The organism is Microbacterium rhizomatis, from assembly GCF_008710745.1.
In the GTDB taxonomy this organism is placed as follows: domain Bacteria; phylum Actinomycetota; class Actinomycetes; order Actinomycetales; family Microbacteriaceae; genus Microbacterium; species Microbacterium rhizomatis.
Genome location: NZ_VYSA01000002.1, coordinates 287,111 through 309,310 on the forward strand (window position 1 = coordinate 287,111; position 22,200 = coordinate 309,310).

Sequence of the window (22,200 nt, forward strand, 5' to 3'; positions counted from 1 at the left end):
AGAGGGTTACCGCATTTCGAGCACGAGCTTGCCTTGGAGATGTCGTCCCTCGCTCAGCCGATGGGCCTCGGCGACATCGGCCATCGGAAATCGGGTGATCGCAGGGGGACGCACGGCCCCGGCCCCGATGAGGTCGCTGATCCGTTCCAGATGTGCGCGGTCGCGGACTACTTCCGGGCGTATCACCGCGATGTCCGAGCGGCTCGGCGACGACGCCTCCGGCCCGGCAGCGCAATGGACGAGGGCTCCCCCGGGCCTCACGACCGCCGCGGAACCGCGTTGCACGTCACCACCGACCGTGTCAAAGACGAGGTCGAATCGCCGGCCGAGGTCGGCGACGTCCGTGGCGCGGTAGTCGATCACCTCGTCCGCGCCCAACGATCGGACATATTCGTGGTTCGCCGCACTCGCCGTCGTGGTGACGTCCGCGCCGAGATGCTTGGCGAGCTGGACCGCGAAGCTGCCCACGCCGCCTGCGCCGCCCTGAACGAGCACACGCTGACCCGCAGACACGCCGCCCACATCGTCGAGGGCGTACAGCGCCGTGAGGCCGGTCAAGGCGATAGCCGCCGCTTGAGTGTGGTCTATGCCGGGGGGCATCGGGGCCACGATGGCAGCCTCGATCGCAATCTGTTCGGCCTGGCCGCCATCTGTGCCGCGCTGGCAGACGCCGTACACATCCTGGCCGACTCTGAGATCAGAACCGAAAGGCGCCTTCCTCACGACACCCGCGAAGTCTCGCCCCATGATGTGCGGAAACGACATCTGGTCATATCGCGTGGCACCGCTGCGGAGCTTGACGTCGGCCCCGTTGATGCTGGCGGCGTGCACCTCGACGAGCACCTCGTGTGCCTCAGGGACGGGCGCGTCCAGATCCGCGATCCGCAGCACTTCGAGACCGCCGTAATCCACCATCACCACAGCCTTCATCGCCGTTCCTCTCGTGGCATCCATTTCGGTTCATCTCCGCCGAGCCGTGGAGTCGGGCGCGACCAATGCGGGGCGGTCTCCGACATGTCCAGCACCGGGCCCAGCGTCTTGAGCGTCCCGTAGCTCGTATCGGGCTCGATGACGTATCGTCGGTCTGCGCCAGCGCTGGACAAGACATTGGGTGCGTCGGCGAATCCGTCGACGACCCCCCGCCGCTGCACATATAGTGCCGTCTGACACAGCGAGACGTTGACCGCGTAGCTCCCGCCCTCCCTTCCTCGGCGGCCGAGGGCGAGCATGACTCCATAGGCGCCGAGGTAGCCCGTGTCGTAGTCGCACGTCGGGGGGAAGCTCAACGCGGGTCGCCCCGCGCCCGACAGCCGACCGTTCTCGTGACACATCCCTGACACGGCCTGGGCCACCTGGTCCCATCCGCCCCGCTCGCGGAAAGGACCGCCGTTGCCGTAGCAGGTGATGTTGAGGTGCACCAGACCGGGTCGAAGATCGAACAGGGTCTGCAGGTCGAAGCCGAGTTCGCCGACCCTGCCCGGTCGGTAGCCGTCGATCACGACGTCGGCGGTCCTGACGAGCTCAGTGAGCCGCTCCACGCCGGATCGCGTCTTGAGGTCGAGAAATGAGCTCCGTTTGCCGTGACTCGTATCGCGGACGTGCTCGGCGATCTGAGGCAGGTCCGGCGCGGTCACCATGAGCACGTCGGCACCGTGTTCCGCGAGCGTACGACCGGCCATCGGCCCGGCGAGGATGCGGGTCAGGTCCAATACGCGGATGCCGGACAACGGCCGGTCCCCGTCCGGTAGCGGCTCCGCCGCCGACTCCCCCCGTCGCTCGATCTCCACTACCGGGAGCGTGGACAGATAAGCGCCCTGAGGATGGCGATGCCATTCGGCGGGTGAGCGCACGATGCCACCACACGCACCCGCATCGGCGATGGCCTGATCGAGGTCTTCGGCATCCCACTTCGCGATCGCCCCCCCGACGCTCTCCGGCGTCGCCTCGCACGCCAGCACCCCCAGAACCTTCTCCCTGAGGTGAGGGAGCGTGAAATGCGGGAGGAACCAGCGGCCGTCCCGCGTCGGCCACGGCTTGATCAGCGCGGCGGTGCGGGCTTGTCCGTCGGGACGAGGGATCGGCTCGAACTCACCCGATGGCCCGCGTTCCATCGTGTAGTCGACCGTCTTCAACGAGGCGGCGGCCTCGGCGACGGAGACACCCACGCGCTGGCGCCTGCCCGTGCGCTGCTCCCAGAGATCGTTCGCCGCGACTCCCACTGCAGCGAGAGCAGCCGCTGTTGCGCTGCCGACCCGGTGAGGGACGCGGAAGAACGGGTCTGCGCCTTCGATCACCACCTCGCCGGATTCGAGCGCGCCGCCGGCCCGGATCTCGAGCAGTTCTTCCAGAGCTGCCGATGTCACATCGGAGCCTGCGGTGTCCATGGTCATGATGGGTTCCTCTCTGCCATCCGCCAGTGCACCAATGTCACCGTCGGGGTCACGTCGACGAAGACGGGACGCGTCTCCTCGTCGATCCGCAAGGATCCCGGCTCGCCGATCATCGTGCCGTACATCCTGGGACCGTCCTCGAGCTGGATCAGCCCGACGGTATAGGGCAGATCCCCGACCCACGCCGGGCTGAAGGCCCGGTGGTACTCGGCGTAGCTCCAGAGCGTTCCGGCGGTGCTCACGGGGGTCCACGTCGCGCTCGGGGACCCGCATTCCGGGCACACCGGCGCGGGAGGCCAGCGCAGGTAGGAACAATCCGCGCAGCGCTGGACGACGAGCCGATGCTCGCGGGTCGCTGTCCAGAACGGAGCGGTGAGCGGGTCATCCGTGCGAGGGAGCGGCTTGTCTATGTCGCTCATCTGTTCGGATCCGTCGACAGGAGGGTCGCGGCACCCTTGAAGAAGTCGTGCGTCTGCGCGTGCAGGGCGACGCCGGCCCCGGGCACCTGGCGACCGCCCGCCCGTCCACGCAATTGCGTCACCGCCTCATGGAGATGGAGCCAGTTCCACATGTACGCCTCGGACAGCTGTCCGCCGCTCGTATTCACGGGCAATCGTCCACCGGGGCGCGTGTGACCCTCGGCGAGGAAGGCACCTGCCTCCCCGAGACCGCAGAAGCCGTACCACTCGAGCATCTGCAGCACCCACACCGACGTCGCATCCTGGAGGTAGGCGATGTCGACGTCGGCGGCCGACATCCCCACTCGTGCGTACAGCCGACGAGCGATGTCGGCGATCCATGGCCGCATCAGCTTGTCCGGATTCTGATCGCCGCGAAGCGCTGACTGCTGTGCCATCGAGGCGATGTACACAGGGATCTGTGGCAGGTCTCGTGCGCGCTCGGCCGAGGTCATGATCACCGCGGCTCCACCATCAGAGATCATGGTGAGGTCTGAGCGGCGCAGCGGCGCGACAACATAAGGGGTGGCCAGGTAGTCGTCGATGGTCATCTCCTCGCGGAAGATCGCACGGGGGTTCCTGACCGCCCACTCGCGCTGGGCGACGGCCACCCACCCCAGCTGTTCCTCGGTCGTGCCGTAGAGGTGCATGTGCCTCCTGGCAGCCATCGCCGCTGGCCCGGCCACATGAAGGAACCCCGACAAGGCCGACCAGTCGGCGGAACCTCCGATCGGCACGGCGAAGCTCGTCCCGGCGCTTCTCTGATTGGTGCCGTAGGTGAGCAGCACAGTCGAAGCGAGACCGCTGAGGATCGCCATCGCCGCCACGTGCAGAGAGAATCCGCAGGCACCGTAATCGAGCGTCGTAGAGAAGGCCGGGTTGATGCCGAGCATGTGGCCGATGTCCTCGTCTACCCCCGTGCGCACCGCTGCGCGGGGCGGTTTGCACGTCACGAGGCCGTCGATCTGCGAGCGATCGAGGCCGGCATCGGCAAGCGCTGAGAGCGCCGCGCGCACCGCGATCGCATCGCCGCTCTCGTCGGGAATACGCCCCTGCTCGGTGGCTCCGATCCCGGCGATCGCGATGCTCATGGGATCAGCCATCGACGAGACCGACGATTCCGTCGCGCGCGAGTTCGGATACGTCGTCCTTCGTGTAGCCGAGCGACATGAGCACCGAGGCGGTGTCGGCCCCCAGCGCCGGTGGCGACGAGAACTCCTCCCCGTGAGCGTCGTCGGGTTTGAGTGGCGTTCCCACCGTGAGGAAGTCCTTGCCGCTGCGATGCCGGACCTTCACGACCATGTTGCGGTGACGCACCTGCACATTGGCCAGGGCGACGTCGACGCCGTTGATGGGAGCGACCGGCACTTCGGCATCCACCAACGCCCTATCGAGCTCCTCCGCCGTCCACTTCATGAATTCGCCTTGGAGGATCGGGAGCAGCTCTCCCTGATGCACGAGGCGGTCGGCGCCGGTGCCGAAACGGGGATCGTCGACCAGGTCGGGGCGGCCGAGAGCGACGCAGAGCGCCCGCCACATTTCCTGCGTGTTGGCCGCGATGACGATCTCGCTGCCGTCCTTCGTGGCGAAGGTGTTGTACGTCGGTATCGAGACGTGCGCCCTGCCCTGGTGCGTGGGCACGAGACCACCCGTGAGGTGATACTGGGCGAGGTACGAGAGCAGACTGATCTGAGAATCGAGCATGCTCACATCGATGTGCTGGCCCTGGCCCGTACGGCGCAGGTGTTCGAGCCCTCCGAGAGCGGCGATCGCGGCGTACAGCCCGGCAGTGATGTCACCGATCGGCACCCCCGCGCGCACGCTCGGTCCGCCGACGGGGCCGGTCAGACTCATGACGCCGCTGAGTGCCTCGACGATGATGTCGTATGCCGGGCGACGATTGTACGGACCATCCGAACCGAAGCCGTTGATCGAGCAGCTGATGATTCGGGGATTCACCTCTTTCAGGTCCTCGAAAGTGAGTCCCAGTCGTTCTCGCTGCTCCGAGCGCATGTTGTCGAGGATGATGTCGGCTTCGGCAACGATCCGCAGCAGCACTGCGCGGCCCTCGGCTGCGCGCAGATTGAGGGCGATCGACCTCTTGTTTCGATTCACCGACAGGAAATAGGCGCTGTCGCCTTCGAAGAAATAGGGAGGCGTGCGACGGGTCGAGTCACCCGTGATCTGCTCCACCTTCAGCACGTCGGCGCCCATGTCCGCGAGCACCATGCTCCCGAATGGACCGGCAAGGAAATGAGTGAGATCGACGACCTTGAGGCCGCTCAGCAACGACGCCCGTCGCCCGATCCCCACCGGTTGTTCATCGGACACGTGCAACCCAGTCGAGATGATCGGAAACCGCCTCGGCGAAAAGGTCGGGTTCTGCAAGGTGGACCATGTGCGAACCCGGGATCACGATGAGCCGGGCACCCGGGATGTCCGCGGCGAGCTTCTCGTTGCGCTCCAGCGACACCGAGGCATCGGATGCCGCGTGCAGGACTGTGATCGGCATGCTGAGCTCGCCCAGCCTCCGTCCGAAGTCGGCGTCACCGAGTGCTCGCCACGCAGCGGCGAAGGACGCGGGATCATCGCTGAGCAGACGTTGGGTCGCATACGCGATACCGGGGTGCCCTGCTCCGAGCTCGCGAGCCTCTGGCACGAACCACCGCTCGAGCGTGGAGGCGAGCATCCCCTCCATCCCCAAGCGCTCGGTGGTTTCCGCGCGCTCCTTGTGGACGACACCACCGCCGCCGCCGGCGGACGAACACGCGATCACGACGGAGCGCACACGCTCGGGCCAGTTCAACGCGATCTCCTGGGCGACTGACCCGCCCATCGATACGCCGACCAGGTCGAGTTCACCCGGGTTGTTCTCGAGGATATCCTCGGCGAACGCTCTCATGCTGAGCGGATCCGAAGGCCGTTCGCGGCCGCCGTGCCAAAGCATGTCGTATCGCACCGCATCTTCGAACCGGGCGCTGGTGACGAATTGGAAGCTGTGGCCGTCGAGGCCGATGGGATGCAGGAAGATGACGGTCATCTCGGGTTCTCCATGATTGATCGGTTGTCGGTCGCGATGGTCAGAAGCAACTCCACGAGCTCCGAGGGCGCGATGACCATGCAGTCGTGCCCGCTCTGGATCTCCCAGACATCGGCCGGAGTGCCATTGGGTTGGATCGGGGGCACCGGACGTCGAGCGTCTGCGCGCGGGTGCAGGGCGCAGTGGATGTGCGACCGCGGAATCGCCGTCGCTCGCCGGTTGTCCAGACGAGCGCGCTCCATCCAGCTGAGGACGGACTGTGGAGTCAGGGTGGATCGGACCCATTCGATGTCACTGGGGTCCGTGATTCCGAACAGTCCTGCGGGCGACTGCTGGGGCGGCGGCATCAGCCACGGCGCGGCCGAGACGAGGGCTGCCTCGATGAACGGCGTGAAGACTTCGGGCATGACGTCGACTGTGCTCTCGCCGTTCTCAGGTACCACGGCGTCGATGTAGATGAGCCGCGCGATGCGCTCGGGCAACTCCTCGGCCGCACACGTGATGACCGCTCCGCCATAACTGTGTCCGACCAGCACGACGTCCCTGAGCTCCTCATCGCGAATCAACCGCACGATGTCATCGACGTGGGTGGACAGTCCTACCTTCGGCGTCATCGCGGCGGCGTGGCGCCCGTGGCCGGTGAGGTCGGGCGCGAACACCGTGTGGCCGGCCGCACGGAGTGGACGCGCCACTCGTTCCCAGGACTCGCCGCTATGCCAGGACCCATGTACGAACACAAAGGTGGTCGGGCCGTTCTCGGTCATCGGATCAACCATCCCTCTTCAGAAGTCCATTCCGACGACGCCCAGGGTGTCATGGGCGTAGGCAGGGGGCGGCTTCATCTCGAAGACGCTCTCTACGACCGCATAGTCGTAGTATCCGAGGCGGGCGAGCGGCTTGATCAGCGGAATATCGACCTTGCCGTCCGCCTGAATGACGTGGTCCGCGATGTGCACTCGGGTCACTTGCCCGATCACCATGTCTACGGCATCCACACCGCCGCCCGGCAGACGGATGGTCTGAAGGTACCGGCATTCGAAATGGCAGGGAGACTCGGCGACGCGAGAGACTGCCGACTCGATCGAGGGTGCCTTCGTCAGTCCAGCGAGCGTGAACTCATCCACACCCCACGGCGCGGCGACGCTCGACCTGTTGACGGCGTCGCGTAGATCCCACGTCGCCATGTTCCAGACGAACCAGCCAGTCTCCTCGGCGTTGCGGACGGTGTCCTTGCGACCTCCCAACGGAGATTGCGTGGCGGCGAACATCACCATCGGCGGTCGGCCCATCACGTTCTGGAAATGACTGAACGGCGCGAGGTTGTCGACCCCCGCCGTCGACCTGGTCGAGATCCATCCGATCGGACGCGGCACAGTGAGGCTCTTGAACGGGTCGTGCGGAAACCCGTGACCTGTCTCCGGTGTGTAGTCCACGATCCTCCATTGAATCAATCTTGCACTCGATTGTCTCACTTTACGAGATGATATCTCGCATAGTGACCACACCGTGAGCTATTTGCCCCACCAGTGCATGGCACGCCGCTGAACCTCCGTGAGCACGGCGTACAGCACGACCCCGGTCAGGCCGAGTATTACCGCGAGGGCGATCGTGAGCGTGGTGTCGTCGAAGGACAGAGCGAGCGTGATGAGCTGGCCGATCCCCGGCACGCCGACCATGAATTCGGTCGCGACCACGCCGACGAGCGCGAATGACATCGCCGCTGGCAGGACCGCCAACACCCATGCGAGCACATACGGGAAACGGACTCGCAGCATGATCGATCCGGGCCCGGCCCCCAGCAGGGTCGAATTGGAGAGGATCTCCGAACGCACCGACATCCCACCCTCGAGAGCATTGAAGAACACGAGGCACACCACGAGCAGACCGGCGGCGACAGAGGTCGCGGTGATCGAGATCCCGAAGATGACCACGATGATCGGAAGGAAGGCGATCAGGGGAATCGCGTTCAAGAGAGCTATGTACGGCCTCGCCACTTGCGCCGCGAAGGGGTTCTGACTCAGGAGCAGACCACCGATCGTGCCGACGAGCGTGCCGACCACGAGTCCATAGAAGGTGCCGAGCAGCGTGGTGCCGAGCGCAGACCAGAGGACCGCAGAGCCCTCGCCGAACATCAGCTCGCCCACGCGTGCGATGACAAGGCTCGGTGAGCTCACGTAGTCGCTGTTGAGGACGAGAATGTTCTGGCTGATCGCCGGAATGGTCGGAAGCCACTCCCATGCCGCAAGGAACAGGGCGATCACGGCCACCTGGATCGACAAGACGAGGGAACGGCTGGGCTCTCCGCCGCGCCGCCTGCGGCGCACGCTCGGGATCAGGGTGGCGATCTGGACGTCGGTGGCGCGCGCGTCAGGGCGCGCATCGGTTGTTCCGATGACGGTCACGATGCCGCCCCTTCCACCCACCAGAACAGGAGCGTTCGCCGCAAGAGTGTCGCGATCCCAGTCAGGCCGAGACCGAGGGCGCCGAGCAGGATCGCCAATGCGATCGTCGTTGTCGCATCAGCAGCCTGCATCGAGGTGATCAAGAGCTGACCGATGCCCGGGACCCCGGTGAGCACCTGCGTGACGACGGTCCCCACCAGCCCGAATCCTGCCGCAGCGGGCAGTGCGACGACGGTCCACGCGAGGACGAATGGCAACCGCACGCGCATCATCGATTCGAACGGACGCGCGCCGAGCAGGTAGACGTTGTCGAGGAGTTCCGGTTTGACCGAGCGACCGCCTTCGAACGCGTTGAAGAATGTGGCGAAGAAGACTACGAGCGCGGAAACGATGATCGATGACTGACTCGTGGGTCCGGCGATCACGACCACGATCGGAATGAAGGCGATCCGCGGCACCGCCGACAATGTGGCGATGAACGGACGGAAGACATTCGCCCCCAGCGGACTGGCGCTCAACAGCAGACCGACGAGCGCGCCGAACGCGACGCCGATGACTATTCCGATCACTGCGTCGCGGATTGTCACGCCCAGCAAGGGGAGCGCCATCGGATACAGGGGCGACCCGGCCAGCAGAGCGCCGATCCGATCCACGACTCCCAGCGGAGAGCCGATGAAGAACCGGTTGAACACTCTGAACTGAGCAGCCAGCGGCGCAATCGAGGGGAGGAACTGCCAGGCCGCGAGGATCGCGATCAAGAAGGCCACTTGAGTGACCCGCAGTCGCGTGAACCATCGCGACCTGCGACGAGGTCGGGCCTCCGGCTCGAGCACAACCATGCTCACGACGCGACCGCCGGAGACGCGAACCCGCTCTGCACATTCAGCTCATGCCACATCTGCTTGTAGAGCTCTTGGTATTCGTCGGTCTCTCTCAGTGCGCGCACATCCCTGTCGCGACCGAAGGGCAGATCGAAGACCCTCGCGACTCGAGCCGGTCGCTTGGTCAGGATGCACACGCGGTCCGACATCGTGATCGCCTCGCTGAGGTCATGCGTGACCAGGATCACGGCCATCCCCAGTTCGGCGACGATCCGCATGACTTCTACGTGGATGTTGACGCGCGTCGGTTCATCAAGGGCGGAGAACGGTTCGTCGAGGAGCATCACCTGCGGCATCGGCGCCACTCCGGTGAGGAACGCGACCCGGCGGCGCATCCCGCCTGAGAGCTGGTAGGGGTACGACTTGCGGAAGTCGGTGAGCCCGACGAGCTCGAGTAGCTGCGCGACACGCGCCTCGCGCTCGGTCGCGGTCATGTCGAGGAATCTCAGTCCCCACCCGATGTTGGAGTCGACTTTCAACCAGGGGAGAACAGTGTCCTTCTGGAAGACCATCGTGAAGAGCCGCTGCTTCTTCGCAATGAGGTCGTGCGTTTCGGTAGGGGTCCAGGCGACGGTTCCGCTGTCGGGAGGCTGCAGCCCCGCGATCAAGGAGAGCAGCGTCGACTTGCCGCACCCGGACGGGCCCACGATGCTGGTGATCGTTCCCGGGGCGATCTTGAGGCTGACGTTCTCGACGGCGAGGACGGGGGCTTGTGAGCGTCGCGCCGGATAGGAATAGCGCAGGTCATTCACTGAAAGCACCGGTGGAATGGAGCCATCGGGCGATCCAGCGGAGGAGCCGCCCGTGGTGTGGTTCAGGTCTGTGTGCGTGCTCATCGGCTCTCTCCTTTGAGGTGAAGCATGGACGTTCGAGGGAACTGCGAGGGAGCCGCGTTCCGGACGTGTGCAGGAACGCGACTCCTCGCGAGGCCTCGACTAACTGCTCGGTGTAGGCGTCGGGGTTGCCGCCGGTCCCCCCTCGGGCGCCAGCGCGTCGGGCCCGAGACGATCCTGGGCCTCGGTCAGGTAGGACATGTCGACGATGTTCGCGTACGAGAAGCTCTCGTTGTTGGCCACATCACCCAGGGTGGGGATGTCCCACTTGGAGAACCACGCGAGCGTGTCGTCCCACGCCTCTTCCGAGATGTACCCGTTGTACGGCGTGTAGAAGGGGAACCGGGCGATCACGGATGCCGAGATCGCGCTCGTGTCGAGCGCCGAGAACGTCGCGTCGTTCGCGAGGATCTTGGATATCTCCTCCGGGGTGTGCGTGTTGAGGTAGAGGTTGGCTCGGGTGAGGGCCTCGAGGAACCGGACCACGGACTCGCGCTTGGTATCGAGATTTCCCTTCAATCCGATGTAGCCCGTGTCGATCGTGTACTCGCTGCCGATGTATTCATCACGCTGATCGAGCTTCGAGGTGTCGACGATGATCCGTGCCTGATTGTTGGCCACGAGAGCGGCGATCGTGCCGGTACTGGAGCTCACTGCATCGACCGACCCCGAAATGAGCGAGTTGTTCATCGTCGCGGCGTCGTTGAATGCGACGAGTTCGAAGGGCTGCCCACCCTCGGTGACAACGAGCTTCGACAGATAGTTGGCGAACCCGTACGTCGCACCCGTTGTGCCGATCGTGCCGACCTTCTTACCGGAAAGGTCCTGCAGCTTCTTGACCGGAGAACCTGTCGCAACGGAGAGCGCGGCTCCCAGTCCGCCACCGACATCGCTGAAGACGACACTGATCGGCTGCCCCTGCGCCGCGAGCGGGAACCCGATCGTCGTCGAGGACAACAGCATGTCTGCCTCACCGGAGACCAGCAGAGACGCCCCGGCGGCACCGGCCCCGTTGATGATGTTGACATCCACATTCTGGTCGACGAAGTAGCCGAGGTTCTTTGCGAGGAACAGATTCGCGACGGTGCTGGGGTCGGCGTTCGGTGTGACCACCGAGAGCGCAGCAACCGGCGTGCTCTGATCCGGGACGGAACCCGAACCCGTGGCGGACGGCGCTGGGGCGCCGGCCGAAGCACACGCGCCAAGCGTGAACATCGCGGCGGTCAGTACCGCGACCAGGGCAGTGCGCCGGAGCTTTGCTGTGGTGCTGGGGGTCAAGCTCATTCTTTTCTCTCCTTTGAGTGGGAAGGGCTATTTCGTCGCGTGGATCTCGGATGTCTCGTATTACGAGACGTCATCTCATTATGTGCGTTCGAGCGAAGTTACCATGGAATGGTTTCCCGCGGTAGCTCACAGATCCAAGACGAGCCGAGGAGTGCAAGAGCGGCTGACGCAGGTCATCATCGTCTTGCTCGCTTCTCGCTCGTCCTCCGTCAGGATCTCGTCGCGGTGGTCAGGAATGCCCTCTACGACCCGCGTCTCGCAGCTGCCGCAATAGCCTTCCTCGCACGAGAACGGCACACCCGGCACCGCGTCACGGATGACAGACAGTACCGATCGCCCGATCGGGACCCTCAAGGTCAGGTTCGAGCGAACAAGCTCCACCTCGAACGAGGTGTCGTCCGACTCGTCCGGTGGCACCTGTCGCGGCTCCTCCGACGGGACGAATCGCTCGGTGTGCAAAGCGACCCCGGGCGCACGGGCATCCCTGCAGAGCTCGAGCTCTTTCAGGAGCCCTGGCGGCCCGCAGGCATAGATCGCCGCGGTCGGGTCAATTCCGGCAAGGATTCCGTCGAGATCGAGTCGTTGCCCCTCGTCCCGGGGGTAGATGCGAACCCTTTCCGCCCCGAGCGCGAGGGCCTCATCGAGCAGCGCCATCGTGGACCGGGACCGACCGGCGTAGTGGAGTTGCCAATCGGCATCGGGCGGCATCGACGCCGCCATGCTGAGGATCGGTGTGATTCCGATTCCGCCCGCGATGAAGACGTAAGGTTGCGTCTCTTCCAGCTCGAAGTGATTGCGTGGGCCGCGCACGCGCAATGATCCTCCGGCTGTCGCCAGTGAGTGCAATTCCGCGGACCCGCCCCTTCCCGCCTCCTCGCGAAGAACGGCAACGCGGTAGGAGGTGCGATCGGCGGGGTCGCCGCACAGCGAATATTGCCGGATGAGCCCACTCGGCAGGCAGATGTCTATGTGAGCCCCGGGAGTCCAAGGCGGCAGTTCCACCCCAGTGGGGTCTTTCATCCTTACGCCGACGACGTCACGCGCCTCCCGCGTCACGGAGTCGACGACGAGTTCGTATGTCTCGCCACGGATATCCAATTCGTCACCCTCGCCCGACGTGCGTCATTCCGCGATCGAGCGCGGCGAAGCTGAGGCTCGGACGAGACAACACGATGCGGAATCCCTGATCGATGCGATCCTCCGGGGTCATGGTCGCGTTCGTGGGAGCTGCGCACGGAACGCCGGCATCGACGCAGATGTCGAGGATCCGCTGCAAAGCCGCTTCGACCTCTTTCGTGGGAGCGCCCGCGAAGCCCATCGAGACGGATAGATCTCCGATCCCCGCCCAGATGGCGCCGATGCCTTTCACTCTGCGCAGAATGTCGGGCAACGCTTCGATGCCCTCCGTGCTTTCGACGATGCCCATGAGCAGGACCTCACCTGCCGGATCCAGCGGCCAGACGTCGGCGACCCGGTAGTACTCGGATGCGGGAAGCCCCCAGTAGGACGGCGCGGCGCACATCGAACCCGCCCAACCCCGATGTCCGTGCGGCTCGAAATCGGCGACCCCGTTCGCCTGCGGGTAGCGTGCGGCGCCGACGGCCGCCTGCGCAGCCTCGACGCTGTCCAGGTGAGGAAGGACGAGCCCGAATGCGCCTGCGTCGAGCGTCTGCTTGATGAGCCACTCGTTGTGCTCGCGCGCATTGGCGGGCGTGCGGACGAACGGTGTGACTCGCGGCGCCAGCGTGCCGCCCTCCACCAGCTCGCGGCGGTCGAGCAGGCCCTGGAGCGTTCTCTGGAGCGTCCGCCCGCTGAAGCCCGTGTGCTCGGTCTCGATCATCAGCATGTCGTACGCACTTCTGCCGATCGCGCGGAGTTCGTTCTCGTCGTCGCTCGGGATCGTGCCGAACACCACGTCGCCCGCTTCGAGCAGGCCGATCACCTTGTTCAATCGCATCTCTTACTTCCCATCAGGCGTGGCTTGGTCACTTCACGGGCACCGCGAGGTCGTCGCTCGATTCGAGGAACTGGTTTCGGATCCAGCGCGCGTTGATGAGCCACCGACCCTCGATGAACTCGAACTCGTCCCAGACATCCGCGACGAGCGCGGGAAGGATCCTCGGTCGTGGCGCGTGGCCGTCCTCAGCGAAGAGGAGGAGCGCGGAGACCGTGCGTGCGCGGCCGCTCTCGGATTCGAGGACATGAACGTTCGTGACGAGATGCCGAGATACCCGTGGTCCTCTCGCCGCACGGGCGCGGTACACCTCGGCGATCTGGGCCGTGCCTCGGAACGATGCCTCCTCGAAGCGAAGGCGTGCGTCCGGGGTGAAGTAGCCCGCGGCCCCTGAACCCCCGTTGTGGTCGACATCGAACCAGAACTCCGCCAGCAGGGCCGACAGTCGGGCGCGCACCGCATCCTCGTGCTCGGCACGATCATTCATGCCGCAGCCCCCTCGCCGAACTCTGAGAGGAGCGACTGCGCGCCGGCACCCAGAATGGACGTGTCAGCACCGACCACCACGAAGGAGTAGCCGCGCTCTGCGAGCAGTCGCACCTCGTCGGCGCCCGCAGCGGTGCTGCCGATCACCGCCGGACCTCGCGCGCTCTCCGCGCTCTCGACCAGCCTGTGAAACTCCGGATCCGCGGGGCTCAATCCGGACGTCAGCGCAAGGTCGTACGGTCCGACGAAGATCGCGTCGAGCCCCGCGACGGCGGTGATCTCGGAGACGGCTTCCACCGCGGCCGGCGACTCCACCTGCGCGACGATGATGACATCCGACCCTCGTCGAAGATAGTCGGCCGACTGCATTCGACCCCACCCACCGGCGCGAGTGGCGAGGCTCGCCGAGCGACTTCCGGCAGGAGGGAATCGACAGACGTCGACGACCTGCGCGGCAAGTGCCGCACTGTCGACATGCGGCACGAACACACCGTCGGCGCCGGCATCGAGGGCCGGTTGAATGTCGGCCCGCGCGTGACCGGCGACCCTGACGAAGACCGTCAGCCCCATGGCCCGCCCCAGGCCGATCATCGCCGAGATGCTCCGTGTGTCGAGCGCTCCGTGCTCTCCATCGAGCACCACGAAGTCGATCCCCGAGGGAGCCAGCACCTCCAAGACCTCGGGCGCGGGGAGTTTGATCCACAGGCCAAACGCGGGCCGATGCCGCGGCGACCAGAAATCATGCACGAGAAGGCCCGTCAGCGGGGTTCCCCGACTTCGAGAGCGAATGCGAACTCATTGTGTGCCTCGTAATCCTGTGTTCGTATAACGAGATTAGATCTCGTTGAACGAGACTAAATGTTTCTGAGTCGCGGCGCAACGAGAAAGATCGCGTGGCACACTCCGCGTCCCCCTCGCGGGACGACGAAGAGTGCCGACACGATCCGGCACGAGAACTCACGCAGGATGCGCGGAGGCCCGTGTCATGGAGGGCCCTGAATGCGGGAGCGAACAGCCACGAAAGGCGGTCGTCGGCGTCATGCGACGGAGCGACCGTCCCGGCGCCGGTTCAGGTCGCTGATGAAGACGCGTCGACCGGGGACTTCTTCGGTAGCGGGAGCGGGGCTTGAACCCGCGACCTCACGATTATGAGTCGTGCGCTCTCACCAACTGAGCTACCCCGCCGCACAGCATCCGTGGTCGAAACGGAGGCTCCGAGCCCCGAGACAGGATTGAACTGTCGACCCCTTCCTTACCATGGAAGTGCTCTACCACTGAGCTATCGGGGCGTTCCCGGGCAAGCCCGGGCAACCAGAAGAGAATACCAGAGGCGCGGCGTCCTCAAGAATTCAGGTCAGCACGTGGCGTGCTGCTTGAGCCACGGCAGCGGGTCGATCGCCGTGGTGCCGCCGGCCAGGATCTCGAAGTGCGTGTGCGCTCCGAACGAGTACCCCGTGTCGCCCGTGCGACCGATGTACTCCCCTACCTCGACCGTGTCGCCGACCTGCACCTGACGTGAGCCGTACTGCATGTGGGCGTACCGGCTCGAGACGAGCGCACCGTCGACGATGTGGTCGATCACGATCGTGACGCCGTAGTTGCCACCGCTGTCGGTCGAGATGCGCACGACACCGTGGTCGATGGCCTGGATGTGCGCGCCGTCGCCCGGGGTGAAGTCGATGCCCTCGTGCATGGTGCCGTCACGCATGCCGAACCCGTAGCTCATGCCGACGCCGACCGCGAAAGGCCACTGGATCGGGCAGTTGGGGTTGTTGGTGAAGACCGAGCTCGACGGGTTGGAGATACCGGCGACGCCGGCCATCTCGACGAGGGTGCCGGTCTCGAAGTTGTCGTCGCGCTGGATGGCAGCGCTCTGCGCCTCCGCGGGCGCGACATACGCCTGGATCTGCCCGCCCGCTCCCGCCACATCGCCCGCCGGGGCGACGACGGATGCGGGAGTGATCGTGCCGCTCGCCGCGGCCACGGCTGCGGCGGGGGTCGTCATGCCGACCGCGAGGAGTCCGACGAGGCCCATCACGCCGACCGAGAACGACGCCGTTGCCATCCGACGGAACGCTGCACCACGCACCTTCCGGTGCGGGCGCTTCGCGGTGTGGTTCGCGGTCGCCTGGGCGGCCGGAGACTGGACGGGGGTCTCTCCGGTGAAGGCGAACAGACGCGCTGCACGCTCGAACTCGTCGACGTGCGAAGCATCGGGCTCGTCGACGCGCACGTCCGAGAAGGTGGTGGTCGCCGCGTCCGGCAGATCGTCGGTGCTCGAGGCGAAATCGGGCTCGAGCAGTTCGAAGGGCATCGCCGAAGACGCCAGCGCGTCGGCGTCGAGCGTGTCGCTCATGGCCTTCGCCGGCGCGGGAACCTCGGTGCTCGACGCGCCTGCGACCGTGAACGCATCGGCGGCGATGGCCGGCTCGGGGGAGGGAGTGGAGATGCGGGCATCCACGCTCGTCGCGGTCTCGGCCTGCGCATCGGGGACGGCTTCGGGCACTGTCGTCGCCTGGACGGGGGCCCGGCGCGCACGCCGGCTGAGCGGCACCCCCGTGTGGGAGGGCGCGGAAATCGCGTCGTCCGTCGCCGTCGTCACCGCCGGGACTGCGACGGGGACCGTCAGTGTGTCGAGCGTGACGGCATCGAGCGTGACGGCATCGAGCGAGACCGGGTCGGGCACGACGGATGCCGCGGCTGTCGACTGACCGGATGTCGACTGACCGGATGTCGACTGACCGGATGTCGACTCACCGGGTGTCGAATGACCGCTTGCGATGTCACTGGCGACCGTATCGACGTCGACCGCGTCGGCCTCGGTCGCGCGACCCCACACGACTGCGGGGCGGGCGGAAGCGCTCTGGCCCGCTCGACGCCGCAGCGCGGAACGTGAGGTCCCTGCAGCCTCTACCGGCACCGATGGGGCCGCGGAAGGGGTGCGGCTGGAGCGTCGGGTGGGCGCAGCATCAGCCGGAGAGGGATCGAAAGACAAGCGGAAGGGCTCTCAGGTCGTGGTCGCTCGGGGGGCAACGAGGTCGGACTTCGGGCTTCGGATCACCGTTCGCCGTTCGGGGCAGCGAAAGTAACGATCGGATAAACACTACCCGGTTGACACTGAGAATGTCATGTGCGAGAGGCCGTCAGAGTACGGATACGTCCGTCGAGCCGCGGAATCATGCGGCGAGAGCGGCTTCGAGAAGTTTTTCGAAGAGCGCGGGCCCCGTCGCGACGGTCATGCCGCGACCCGGGCGCCCTCCCGGCGACCCGCCGATCACTCCCCCGGCCTCGACGACGAGGAGTGCGCCTGCGGCATGATCCCAAGGGTTCAGCCCTCGCTCGAAATAGCCGTCGAGACGGCCGGCCGCGACGTAGGCGAGATCGAGGGCCGCACTGCCGATGCGACGGAGGTCCCGGGCGAGCGGCATGACCCGCGCGACCCGGGCGAGGTCGCCCGCGTGCGTGGCAGGGTCGTACCCGAACCCGGTGGCCAGCAGTGCACCGGCGGCGGAGGGCTCAGCGTTCACCGCCAGCCGCTGCCCGTGAAGCCAGGCGCCTCGGCCGCGCGCCGCGTGGAACAATTCCCCACTCGCCGGGCCGAACACGACCCCGGCATCGGCGGTCCACAGCTGGGGGTCCGGCTCGCCCGAGACGACCGCGATGCTCACCGCATAGGCGGGGATCCCATAGGCGTAGTTGACCGTCCCGTCGATCGGGTCGACCACCCACGTGTACGGCGTGGTCCCGCGCTCAGCCGCGGATTCCTCACCGAGGAACCCGTCGCCGGGGCGTTCGGCGGCGAGCCGCTCGCGGATCAATGCCTCGACCTCGCGATCGGCCTCCGTCACGATGTCGGCGAGCGCCGATTTGGTCGCGGCGATCGCAACGCCCTCCGTCCGGCGTCGGCGCGCGAGCTCACCCGCCTCGCGAGCGAGTTCGATGGCGAGCGACTCGAGGTCTTCGACGGCGGGCATGCCCTCACGCTATCGCTCGGACTGCCAGGAAACAGCGGCATCCGATTAGCGTGGGCGAATGAGCACTCGCCCGGTCTCCACCGCGTCCACGCACGATGTCGTGATCGTCGGCGGCGGCCACAACGCGCTGGTCGCCGCCGCCTACCTGGCCCGGGCGGGCCGGAGCGTCCTGGTGCTCGAGCGCCTCGACCACCTGGGCGGCGCGGCCGTCTCGGAGCGCCCGTGGCGGGGAGTGGATGCTGCGCTCTCTCGCTATTCGTACCTGGTGAGTCTGCTCCCCCGGCGGATCATCGACGATCTCGGTCTGACGATCGAACTGCGCCGCCGGCGCTACGCGTCGTACACCCCCGACCCATCCGATCCCACTCGCGGCATCCTCGTCGACAACGCCGACCGCGCAGCGACCGCGGCCTCGTTCGCACGCACCACGGGAGACGCGGCCGAGGCGGGGCGGTTCACCGACTTCCAGCGCCGCATCGCAGCGCTCGGTCCGGCACTGTTCCCCCTCATGACCGAGCCGCTCGTGCGGCGCTCGGCGATGCGGACACGCGTGGGCGATGAGGTGCTGTGGGAGCAGGTGTTCGAGCAGCCTCTGGGCGGCATGCTGCGCGCCGACCTCGGCACCGACATATCCCAGGGGATCGCGCTCACTGATGGGCTGATCGGCACGTTCGCCTCGTCGGACGATGCGAGCCTCCGTCAGAACCGTTGCTTCGTCTACCACGTGATCGGCGGCGGCACCGGCGATTGGGACGTGCCGGTCGGGGGTATGGGGCGGGTCAGCGGCGAGCTCGAGCGCGCCGCCCGGAGCGCCGGCGCAGAGCTGCGCACGGGCTCGCCCGTCGAATCGGTCACCGCAGACGGCGAAGTGCGCGTGGGAGGTGCAGACCCTGCGACGTTCCAGGCGCGGCTCGTGCTGAGCGGGGTGGGCCCGACGATTCTCGACGCTCTTCTCGCGGCCGGCGACGGAACACCGGTCGATCACGCACCGGGGCCTGAGGGCGCACAGGTCAAGGTCAACATGCTGCTGAGCCGGCTCCCCCGCCTGCACGACACGTCGGTCGCGCCCGAGGCCGCGTTCGGCGGCACGTTCCACATCAACGAGACCCTGTCGCAGCTCGATGCGGCGTTCGCCACCGCGTCCAGCGGCGCGATCCCTGATCCGCTTCCCGCCGAGATCTACTGTCATTCGCTCACCGACCCATCGATCCTCGGACCGGAGCTGCGGGCGCAGGGCGCGCAGACCCTCACCCTGTTCGGCCTCCAGGTGCCGCATCGGCTCGTGAAGGAAGCGGATGCTGCCGCCGCCCGCGCAGCCGTCCTCCAGTCCGCTCAGCGCTCGCTCGACGCGGTGCTCGCCGAGCCGATCGCCGACTGCATATACGAGGCGCCGGACGGCACGCCGTGCATCGAAGCGCGGACTACGGCGGACCTCGAGGAGTCGCTCGGCATGACCGGAGGCGACATCTTCCACGGCGCCTTGTCGTGGCCATGGGCGGAGGACGATGAGCCGCTCGAGACCCCTGCGCAGCGGTGGGGTGTGGCAACCGCGCACCCGCGGATCCTCCTGTGCGGCTCAGCCTCGCGTCGCGGCGGTGCCGTCAGCGGGCTCGGTGGGCACAGCGCAGCGATGGCGGCCCTGGAGATACTCGCGGGCTGAAGCGCGTGCGGGCACGAACTTCTGGCGGCCGGCCCCGTACCCCGCTACTGCTGGGGCGGGAGGGGCGGGGGCGGCGGGTAGCCCTGGTAACCGTCGGGCGCTGCCGCGGGCGGCGCAGCCGGAGCCGGGGTGGTCGGCGCGACCCAGCCCGTGGCGACCGCACGTGGCTGAGCGGCAACGGGTGCCGGTGTCTCAGGCGGATGCTGACCCGCCGGCGCCGGCCATTCACCGGTCTGCGGAGCTGCGTACGGCGGCGGGGCGATCGCCTGCGGCGGGGTCGAGGGGTGCCCGGTGTAGTACGCGTTCCAGTCGGGCGTGCCGTCGGGCAGTACGGGCAGCGGCGTGATGCCGTCGACATACGTCGGCCAGGCCACAGGTGCGTACTGGTGCGGCGCGAGGGGCGCAGTGTGCGGCTTCTTGGGCGCGAACAGCACGTTCATGAGCGGGATCAGAGCGGTACCCACGGCGGCGAGGATCGTGATCGCGACCACGACTCGCCAGTACCCGTCGACGAAGTCGATGTAGTCGCTGAGCATGAGCGGCAGCACGAGAAGGAGCGCGAGCAGCGCCACCAGGCCGATCGTGATGTAGGCGATCGTGCTCGTGAACGCGGTGACGTGCCGCTGGAACGACTTCGTGTAGAGGCGTACGTGCAGCACCGCGAGCTGCAGGATCAGGACGATCACGAGGAAGGCGAACAAGCGCCCGAGCCCGAAGCTGTACGGCGGCTGCGGCATCCAGATCATGAATGCCCCGATGAGCAGCGTCACGACCCAGACGATCATGCTCGTCAGTGCGAACCATGCCGGTCGGCGCGGTGCCAGGTGCGCGTCGAGGATCGCTACCCCCGCGAACGCGGCCAGCAGCAGGATCGTCAGAAACGCGCGCCCGATGATGCCGTTCGCCGAGCCGACCAGCACCCAGACGACACAGACGAGAGCGGCGGCGATGAGCGCACCGATCGCGACCCAGATCGCGACGCGCACGAGCGACGTGGGCGCGCCGTCAGCGGGCGACGCGGGGGGATGGGGGGCGGGCGCACTCATGGCGATCCTCTCTCGATGCGGGCCTTCGCCCGCTCGATCATCCTGTCACGGGCCCTCTCACGAACGGGAGGCCCACCCGAAGAAGTGGAGGATGCCGCGACGCCACCACCCTGGGGAGGAGTCGATTTCAGCGACCTCGCCAGTCGTTGTAATATGGCTAGTCGCGCCTCCGATCGACTGAGAAAGCCGGGCGGGTGCGCACTGGCGAGTTACCCAAGCGGCCAAAGGGATCTGACTGTAAATCAGCCGGCGTAGCCTTCGGGGGTTCGAATCCCTCACTCGCCACCCTGTCTCAGACAGAAGAAAGCCCCGGTCAGCTGCGGAATCGCAGCGCCGGGGCTTTCTCGTTCCACAAGGCCTACGTGCCGATCCGGTCGAGGTCGATCCCGTTGAGCGATGACGGGAGCCGCAGCAGCGCTCCTTCGTACCGACAGGTCGCCGCCGCGACATCCATCGCGTTCTTCAGCACGCCCGCCCACTCGTCCTCATCGGTGGGAGCCCCGCCCACGAGCGCAGCTGCGACGACGGCGAGCACAGCATCCCCGCCGCCCATCGTGTCGACGATGTCACCGGGCAGGTGCGAGATCGGGCGGGTGACGACGATGTCGCCGGCTTCGATGGACGCCCCGCCCGCGCCCTGCGTCGCCACCACGGCTTGGACGCCGAGGTCGACGAGGCGGGCGCGCAGTTCATCGAGCGGAGCGTCGTAGAGCAACGCCGCGTCGTCATCGCCGACCTTGACGAGCGCCGCCCGGGTCGCGAGCGATTCGAACCCGCGGACGAACTCGACCCGGTCCGTCAGCATGTCCGACCTCGGGTTGGGATCGATCGCCAGGTGCGCGCCGGCGACCGCGGAGGCGAGTTGCAGTGTCTGGGCGACATCGTCGAAGGGGAAGCAGCTGATCACGACGACCGGAGCATCCGCGATCGCGGCCCGTTCCGCATCTCCGAAGCGCACGGCGCGGTTCTGCGCAGCCTCGTTGAATTCGTAGTGCGGCTCGGCGCCGCCTTCCCGCACGCTCACCGCGCGCGACGATCCGTAGGGCGACGGCGAGGCGAGCAGCTCGACGTCGAAGTCGGCCAGGTAGCTGCGGATATGCGCACCGGCCTCGTCGTCGCCGACCATCGCGATGAGGGTCGCCGGTACGCCGAGGCGCGCGATGCCGACCGCGACGTTGAGAGCGGCGCCCCCGACGAACTCGCGCACGCCGTGGTCGTCGCGCAGCTCGTCGATCAGGGCGTCGCCGATGACGACGACTCGCCCGCTCACGCGTCGCTCCGCACCGAGTCGAGCACGCGCTCGACGAACGCCTCGGTCCGGCGGCGGGTACCGTCGATGCGCCGATCGACGCTCGTTCGGATCTCGCTCGGGGCCAGCGGCGCGGCCAGCCGCACGTTCTCGTGACACGAGAGGTCGGCGCACATGTACGTGCCCACGGTGTCTCCATCCCTGCCGGCGTCGCCGGCCTTGCGCGCCGTGAAAAGCGACACCTGATCGGCGGGCTGCATCGTGTGGCACAGGTTGCACAGGCCCGAGCGTGCACGCGATGTCGTCTGGGCCGCACGCAGCACGATGCCGACCGCACGCCCGTCGACCTCGATGAGGAGGTACCCGCGGCCTCGTGTCTCGGGATCGCGCCATGCCAGGAAGTCGAGATGATCCCAGTCGGTCAAGACGAAATCGTGCGCGACCGCGACCAGTCGAAGATCGTCCTGACTCGCGTTGACGAACGACTCCCGGACGTCTTCCTCCGTCATAGGGCGCATGCGACCTCCTCGCGTCTGCAGCAAG

23 protein-coding genes and 3 tRNA genes are annotated in these 22,200 nt (G+C 66.8%); 3 read left to right on the top strand and 23 right to left on the bottom strand.

Going from position 1 to position 22,200, the window contains the following annotated elements; translation table 11 throughout:
• Positions 1 to 6: 6 nt before the first annotated feature.
• From F6B43_RS09725 to F6B43_RS20115, 19 genes are all read right to left on the bottom strand, one after another.
• Entirely contained in the window at positions 7 to 954 is a 948-nt protein-coding gene (locus tag F6B43_RS09725; protein WP_150448752.1) for an NADP-dependent oxidoreductase, read from the bottom strand.
• Positions 927 to 2,390, bottom strand: coding sequence for a CoA transferase (locus tag F6B43_RS09730; protein ID WP_211368101.1), 1,464 nt, complete (start codon positions 2,388 to 2,390; stop codon positions 927 to 929). Before F6B43_RS09730 ends, F6B43_RS09725 begins: the two co-directional genes overlap by 28 nt.
• The gene (locus F6B43_RS09735; RefSeq protein ID WP_150448753.1) at positions 2,387 to 2,809 is read right to left on the bottom strand and encodes a Zn-ribbon domain-containing OB-fold protein; all 423 of its coding nucleotides are present in this window, start codon (positions 2,807 to 2,809) and stop codon (positions 2,387 to 2,389) included. Before F6B43_RS09735 ends, F6B43_RS09730 begins: the two co-directional genes overlap by 4 nt.
• Positions 2,806 to 3,939, bottom strand: coding sequence for a thiolase family protein (locus tag F6B43_RS09740; RefSeq protein WP_211368102.1), 1,134 nt, complete (start codon positions 3,937 to 3,939; stop codon positions 2,806 to 2,808). The genes F6B43_RS09735 and F6B43_RS09740 overlap by 4 nt, the downstream gene beginning before the upstream one ends.
• Before the next feature lie 4 nt (positions 3,940 to 3,943).
• On the bottom strand, positions 3,944 to 5,179 hold the full coding sequence (locus tag F6B43_RS09745) for a CaiB/BaiF CoA transferase family protein (protein ID WP_170285611.1): 1,236 nt from the start codon (positions 5,177 to 5,179) through the stop codon (positions 3,944 to 3,946).
• Positions 5,169 to 5,888, bottom strand: a complete 720-nt coding sequence (locus F6B43_RS09750) for an alpha/beta fold hydrolase (RefSeq protein ID WP_150448756.1) — start codon at positions 5,886 to 5,888, stop codon at positions 5,169 to 5,171. Before F6B43_RS09750 ends, F6B43_RS09745 begins: the two co-directional genes overlap by 11 nt.
• A complete protein-coding gene (locus F6B43_RS09755; RefSeq protein WP_343030087.1) occupies positions 5,885 to 6,664 on the bottom strand; it encodes an alpha/beta hydrolase in 780 nt (259 codons plus the stop codon). Before F6B43_RS09755 ends, F6B43_RS09750 begins: the two co-directional genes overlap by 4 nt.
• Before the next feature lie 6 nt (positions 6,665 to 6,670).
• On the bottom strand, positions 6,671 to 7,321 hold the full coding sequence (locus F6B43_RS09760; RefSeq protein WP_150448758.1) for a flavin reductase family protein: 651 nt from the start codon (positions 7,319 to 7,321) through the stop codon (positions 6,671 to 6,673).
• Between the two features lie 78 nt (positions 7,322 to 7,399).
• Positions 7,400 to 8,290, bottom strand: a complete 891-nt coding sequence (locus tag F6B43_RS09765; RefSeq protein WP_150448759.1) for an ABC transporter permease — start codon at positions 8,288 to 8,290, stop codon at positions 7,400 to 7,402.
• Complete coding sequence (locus F6B43_RS09770; RefSeq protein WP_170285612.1) at positions 8,287 to 9,057, bottom strand: ABC transporter permease; 771 nt, start codon at positions 9,055 to 9,057, stop codon at positions 8,287 to 8,289. The genes F6B43_RS09765 and F6B43_RS09770 overlap by 4 nt, the downstream gene beginning before the upstream one ends.
• 74 nt (positions 9,058 to 9,131) lie before the next feature.
• Positions 9,132 to 10,007, bottom strand: coding sequence for an ABC transporter ATP-binding protein (locus F6B43_RS09775; protein WP_150448761.1), 876 nt, complete (start codon positions 10,005 to 10,007; stop codon positions 9,132 to 9,134).
• A 99-nt stretch (positions 10,008 to 10,106) separates the two neighbouring features.
• Positions 10,107 to 11,288 (bottom strand): ABC transporter substrate-binding protein, encoded by a 1,182-nt coding sequence (locus F6B43_RS09780; RefSeq protein ID WP_150448762.1) that lies wholly within the window; start codon positions 11,286 to 11,288, stop codon positions 10,107 to 10,109.
• 126 nt (positions 11,289 to 11,414) lie between these two features.
• The gene (locus tag F6B43_RS09785) at positions 11,415 to 12,098 is read right to left on the bottom strand and encodes a PDR/VanB family oxidoreductase (protein WP_246159897.1); all 684 of its coding nucleotides are present in this window, start codon (positions 12,096 to 12,098) and stop codon (positions 11,415 to 11,417) included.
• Between the two features lie 292 nt (positions 12,099 to 12,390).
• Entirely contained in the window at positions 12,391 to 13,245 is an 855-nt protein-coding gene (locus tag F6B43_RS09790; RefSeq protein WP_150448763.1) for an HpcH/HpaI aldolase family protein, read from the bottom strand.
• Between the two features lie 28 nt (positions 13,246 to 13,273).
• Positions 13,274 to 13,729, bottom strand: a complete 456-nt coding sequence (locus tag F6B43_RS09795; protein ID WP_150448764.1) for a nuclear transport factor 2 family protein — start codon at positions 13,727 to 13,729, stop codon at positions 13,274 to 13,276.
• A complete protein-coding gene (locus F6B43_RS09800) occupies positions 13,726 to 14,475 on the bottom strand; it encodes an HpcH/HpaI aldolase family protein (protein WP_170285613.1) in 750 nt (249 codons plus the stop codon). The genes F6B43_RS09795 and F6B43_RS09800 overlap by 4 nt, the downstream gene beginning before the upstream one ends.
• Before the next feature lie 364 nt (positions 14,476 to 14,839).
• Positions 14,840 to 14,913: transfer RNA gene (locus F6B43_RS09805), tRNA-Met, on the bottom strand.
• A gap of 32 nt (positions 14,914 to 14,945) precedes the next feature.
• Positions 14,946 to 15,017, bottom strand: a tRNA-Thr gene (locus tag F6B43_RS09810).
• 65 nt (positions 15,018 to 15,082) lie between these two features.
• Positions 15,083 to 16,084: a M23 family metallopeptidase gene (locus tag F6B43_RS20115; protein ID WP_425486842.1), complete on the bottom strand. Its 1,002-nt coding sequence runs from the start codon at positions 16,082 to 16,084 to the stop codon at positions 15,083 to 15,085.
• A 204-nt stretch (positions 16,085 to 16,288) separates the two neighbouring features.
• On the opposite strand from F6B43_RS20115, the gene F6B43_RS20120 reads away from it, so the two are divergent.
• Positions 16,289 to 16,624 carry a pentapeptide repeat-containing protein gene (locus F6B43_RS20120; RefSeq protein ID WP_425486830.1) on the top strand — a complete coding sequence of 112 codons (336 nt, stop codon included), beginning with the start codon at positions 16,289 to 16,291 and terminating at the stop codon, positions 16,622 to 16,624.
• A gap of 280 nt (positions 16,625 to 16,904) precedes the next feature.
• On the opposite strand, the gene F6B43_RS09820 is transcribed toward F6B43_RS20120, so the two are convergent.
• Positions 16,905 to 17,702 carry an inositol monophosphatase family protein gene (locus F6B43_RS09820; protein ID WP_150448766.1) on the bottom strand — a complete coding sequence of 266 codons (798 nt, stop codon included), beginning with the start codon at positions 17,700 to 17,702 and terminating at the stop codon, positions 16,905 to 16,907.
• A gap of 58 nt (positions 17,703 to 17,760) precedes the next feature.
• Between F6B43_RS09820 and F6B43_RS09825 the strand changes: the two genes are divergently transcribed.
• Positions 17,761 to 19,362: a phytoene desaturase family protein gene (locus tag F6B43_RS09825; RefSeq protein WP_150448767.1), complete on the top strand. Its 1,602-nt coding sequence runs from the start codon at positions 17,761 to 17,763 to the stop codon at positions 19,360 to 19,362.
• Between the two features lie 44 nt (positions 19,363 to 19,406).
• Here the strand turns inward: F6B43_RS09825 and F6B43_RS09830 are convergent, their stop codons facing one another.
• A complete protein-coding gene (locus F6B43_RS09830; protein WP_150448768.1) occupies positions 19,407 to 20,408 on the bottom strand; it encodes a hypothetical protein in 1,002 nt (333 codons plus the stop codon).
• Between the two features lie 203 nt (positions 20,409 to 20,611).
• Here F6B43_RS09830 and F6B43_RS09835 point away from each other — a divergent pair.
• Positions 20,612 to 20,693, top strand: a tRNA-Tyr gene (locus F6B43_RS09835).
• A gap of 73 nt (positions 20,694 to 20,766) precedes the next feature.
• Here F6B43_RS09835 and F6B43_RS09840 read toward each other — a convergent pair.
• Entirely contained in the window at positions 20,767 to 21,678 is a 912-nt protein-coding gene (locus F6B43_RS09840; RefSeq protein ID WP_150448769.1) for a PfkB family carbohydrate kinase, read from the bottom strand.
• On the bottom strand, positions 21,675 to 22,175 hold the full coding sequence (locus tag F6B43_RS09845; protein ID WP_150448770.1) for an FBP domain-containing protein: 501 nt from the start codon (positions 22,173 to 22,175) through the stop codon (positions 21,675 to 21,677). The genes F6B43_RS09840 and F6B43_RS09845 overlap by 4 nt, the downstream gene beginning before the upstream one ends.
• Between the last annotated feature and the right edge of the window lie 25 nt (positions 22,176 to 22,200).

Coding starts and splice junctions, on each gene's coding strand:
- F6B43_RS09825 (WP_150448767.1), top strand. CDS start 17,761: ATGAGCACTCGCCCGGTCTCCACCGCGTCCACGCACGATGTCGTGATC.
- F6B43_RS09725 (WP_150448752.1), bottom strand. CDS start 954: ATGGATGCCACGAGAGGAACGGCGATGAAGGCTGTGGTGATGGTGGAT.
- F6B43_RS20115 (WP_425486842.1), bottom strand. CDS start 16,084: ATGAGCGACACGCTCGACGCCGACGCGCTGGCGTCTTCGGCGATGCCC.
- F6B43_RS09830 (WP_150448768.1), bottom strand. CDS start 20,408: ATGAGTGCGCCCGCCCCCCATCCCCCCGCGTCGCCCGCTGACGGCGCG.
- F6B43_RS09790 (WP_150448763.1), bottom strand. CDS start 13,245: ATGCGATTGAACAAGGTGATCGGCCTGCTCGAAGCGGGCGACGTGGTG.
- F6B43_RS09750 (WP_150448756.1), bottom strand. CDS start 5,888: ATGACCGTCATCTTCCTGCATCCCATCGGCCTCGACGGCCACAGCTTC.
- F6B43_RS09820 (WP_150448766.1), bottom strand. CDS start 17,702: ATGCCCGCCGTCGAAGACCTCGAGTCGCTCGCCATCGAACTCGCTCGC.
- F6B43_RS09730 (WP_211368101.1), bottom strand. CDS start 2,390: ATGACCATGGACACCGCAGGCTCCGATGTGACATCGGCAGCTCTGGAA.
- F6B43_RS09755 (WP_343030087.1), bottom strand. CDS start 6,664: ATGGTTGATCCGATGACCGAGAACGGCCCGACCACCTTTGTGTTCGTA.
- F6B43_RS09780 (WP_150448762.1), bottom strand. CDS start 11,288: ATGAGCTTGACCCCCAGCACCACAGCAAAGCTCCGGCGCACTGCCCTG.
- F6B43_RS09795 (WP_150448764.1), bottom strand. CDS start 13,729: ATGAATGATCGTGCCGAGCACGAGGATGCGGTGCGCGCCCGACTGTCG.
- F6B43_RS09845 (WP_150448770.1), bottom strand. CDS start 22,175: ATGCGCCCTATGACGGAGGAAGACGTCCGGGAGTCGTTCGTCAACGCG.
- F6B43_RS09735 (WP_150448753.1), bottom strand. CDS start 2,809: ATGAGCGACATAGACAAGCCGCTCCCTCGCACGGATGACCCGCTCACC.
- F6B43_RS09775 (WP_150448761.1), bottom strand. CDS start 10,007: ATGAGCACGCACACAGACCTGAACCACACCACGGGCGGCTCCTCCGCT.
- F6B43_RS09740 (WP_211368102.1), bottom strand. CDS start 3,939: ATGAGCATCGCGATCGCCGGGATCGGAGCCACCGAGCAGGGGCGTATT.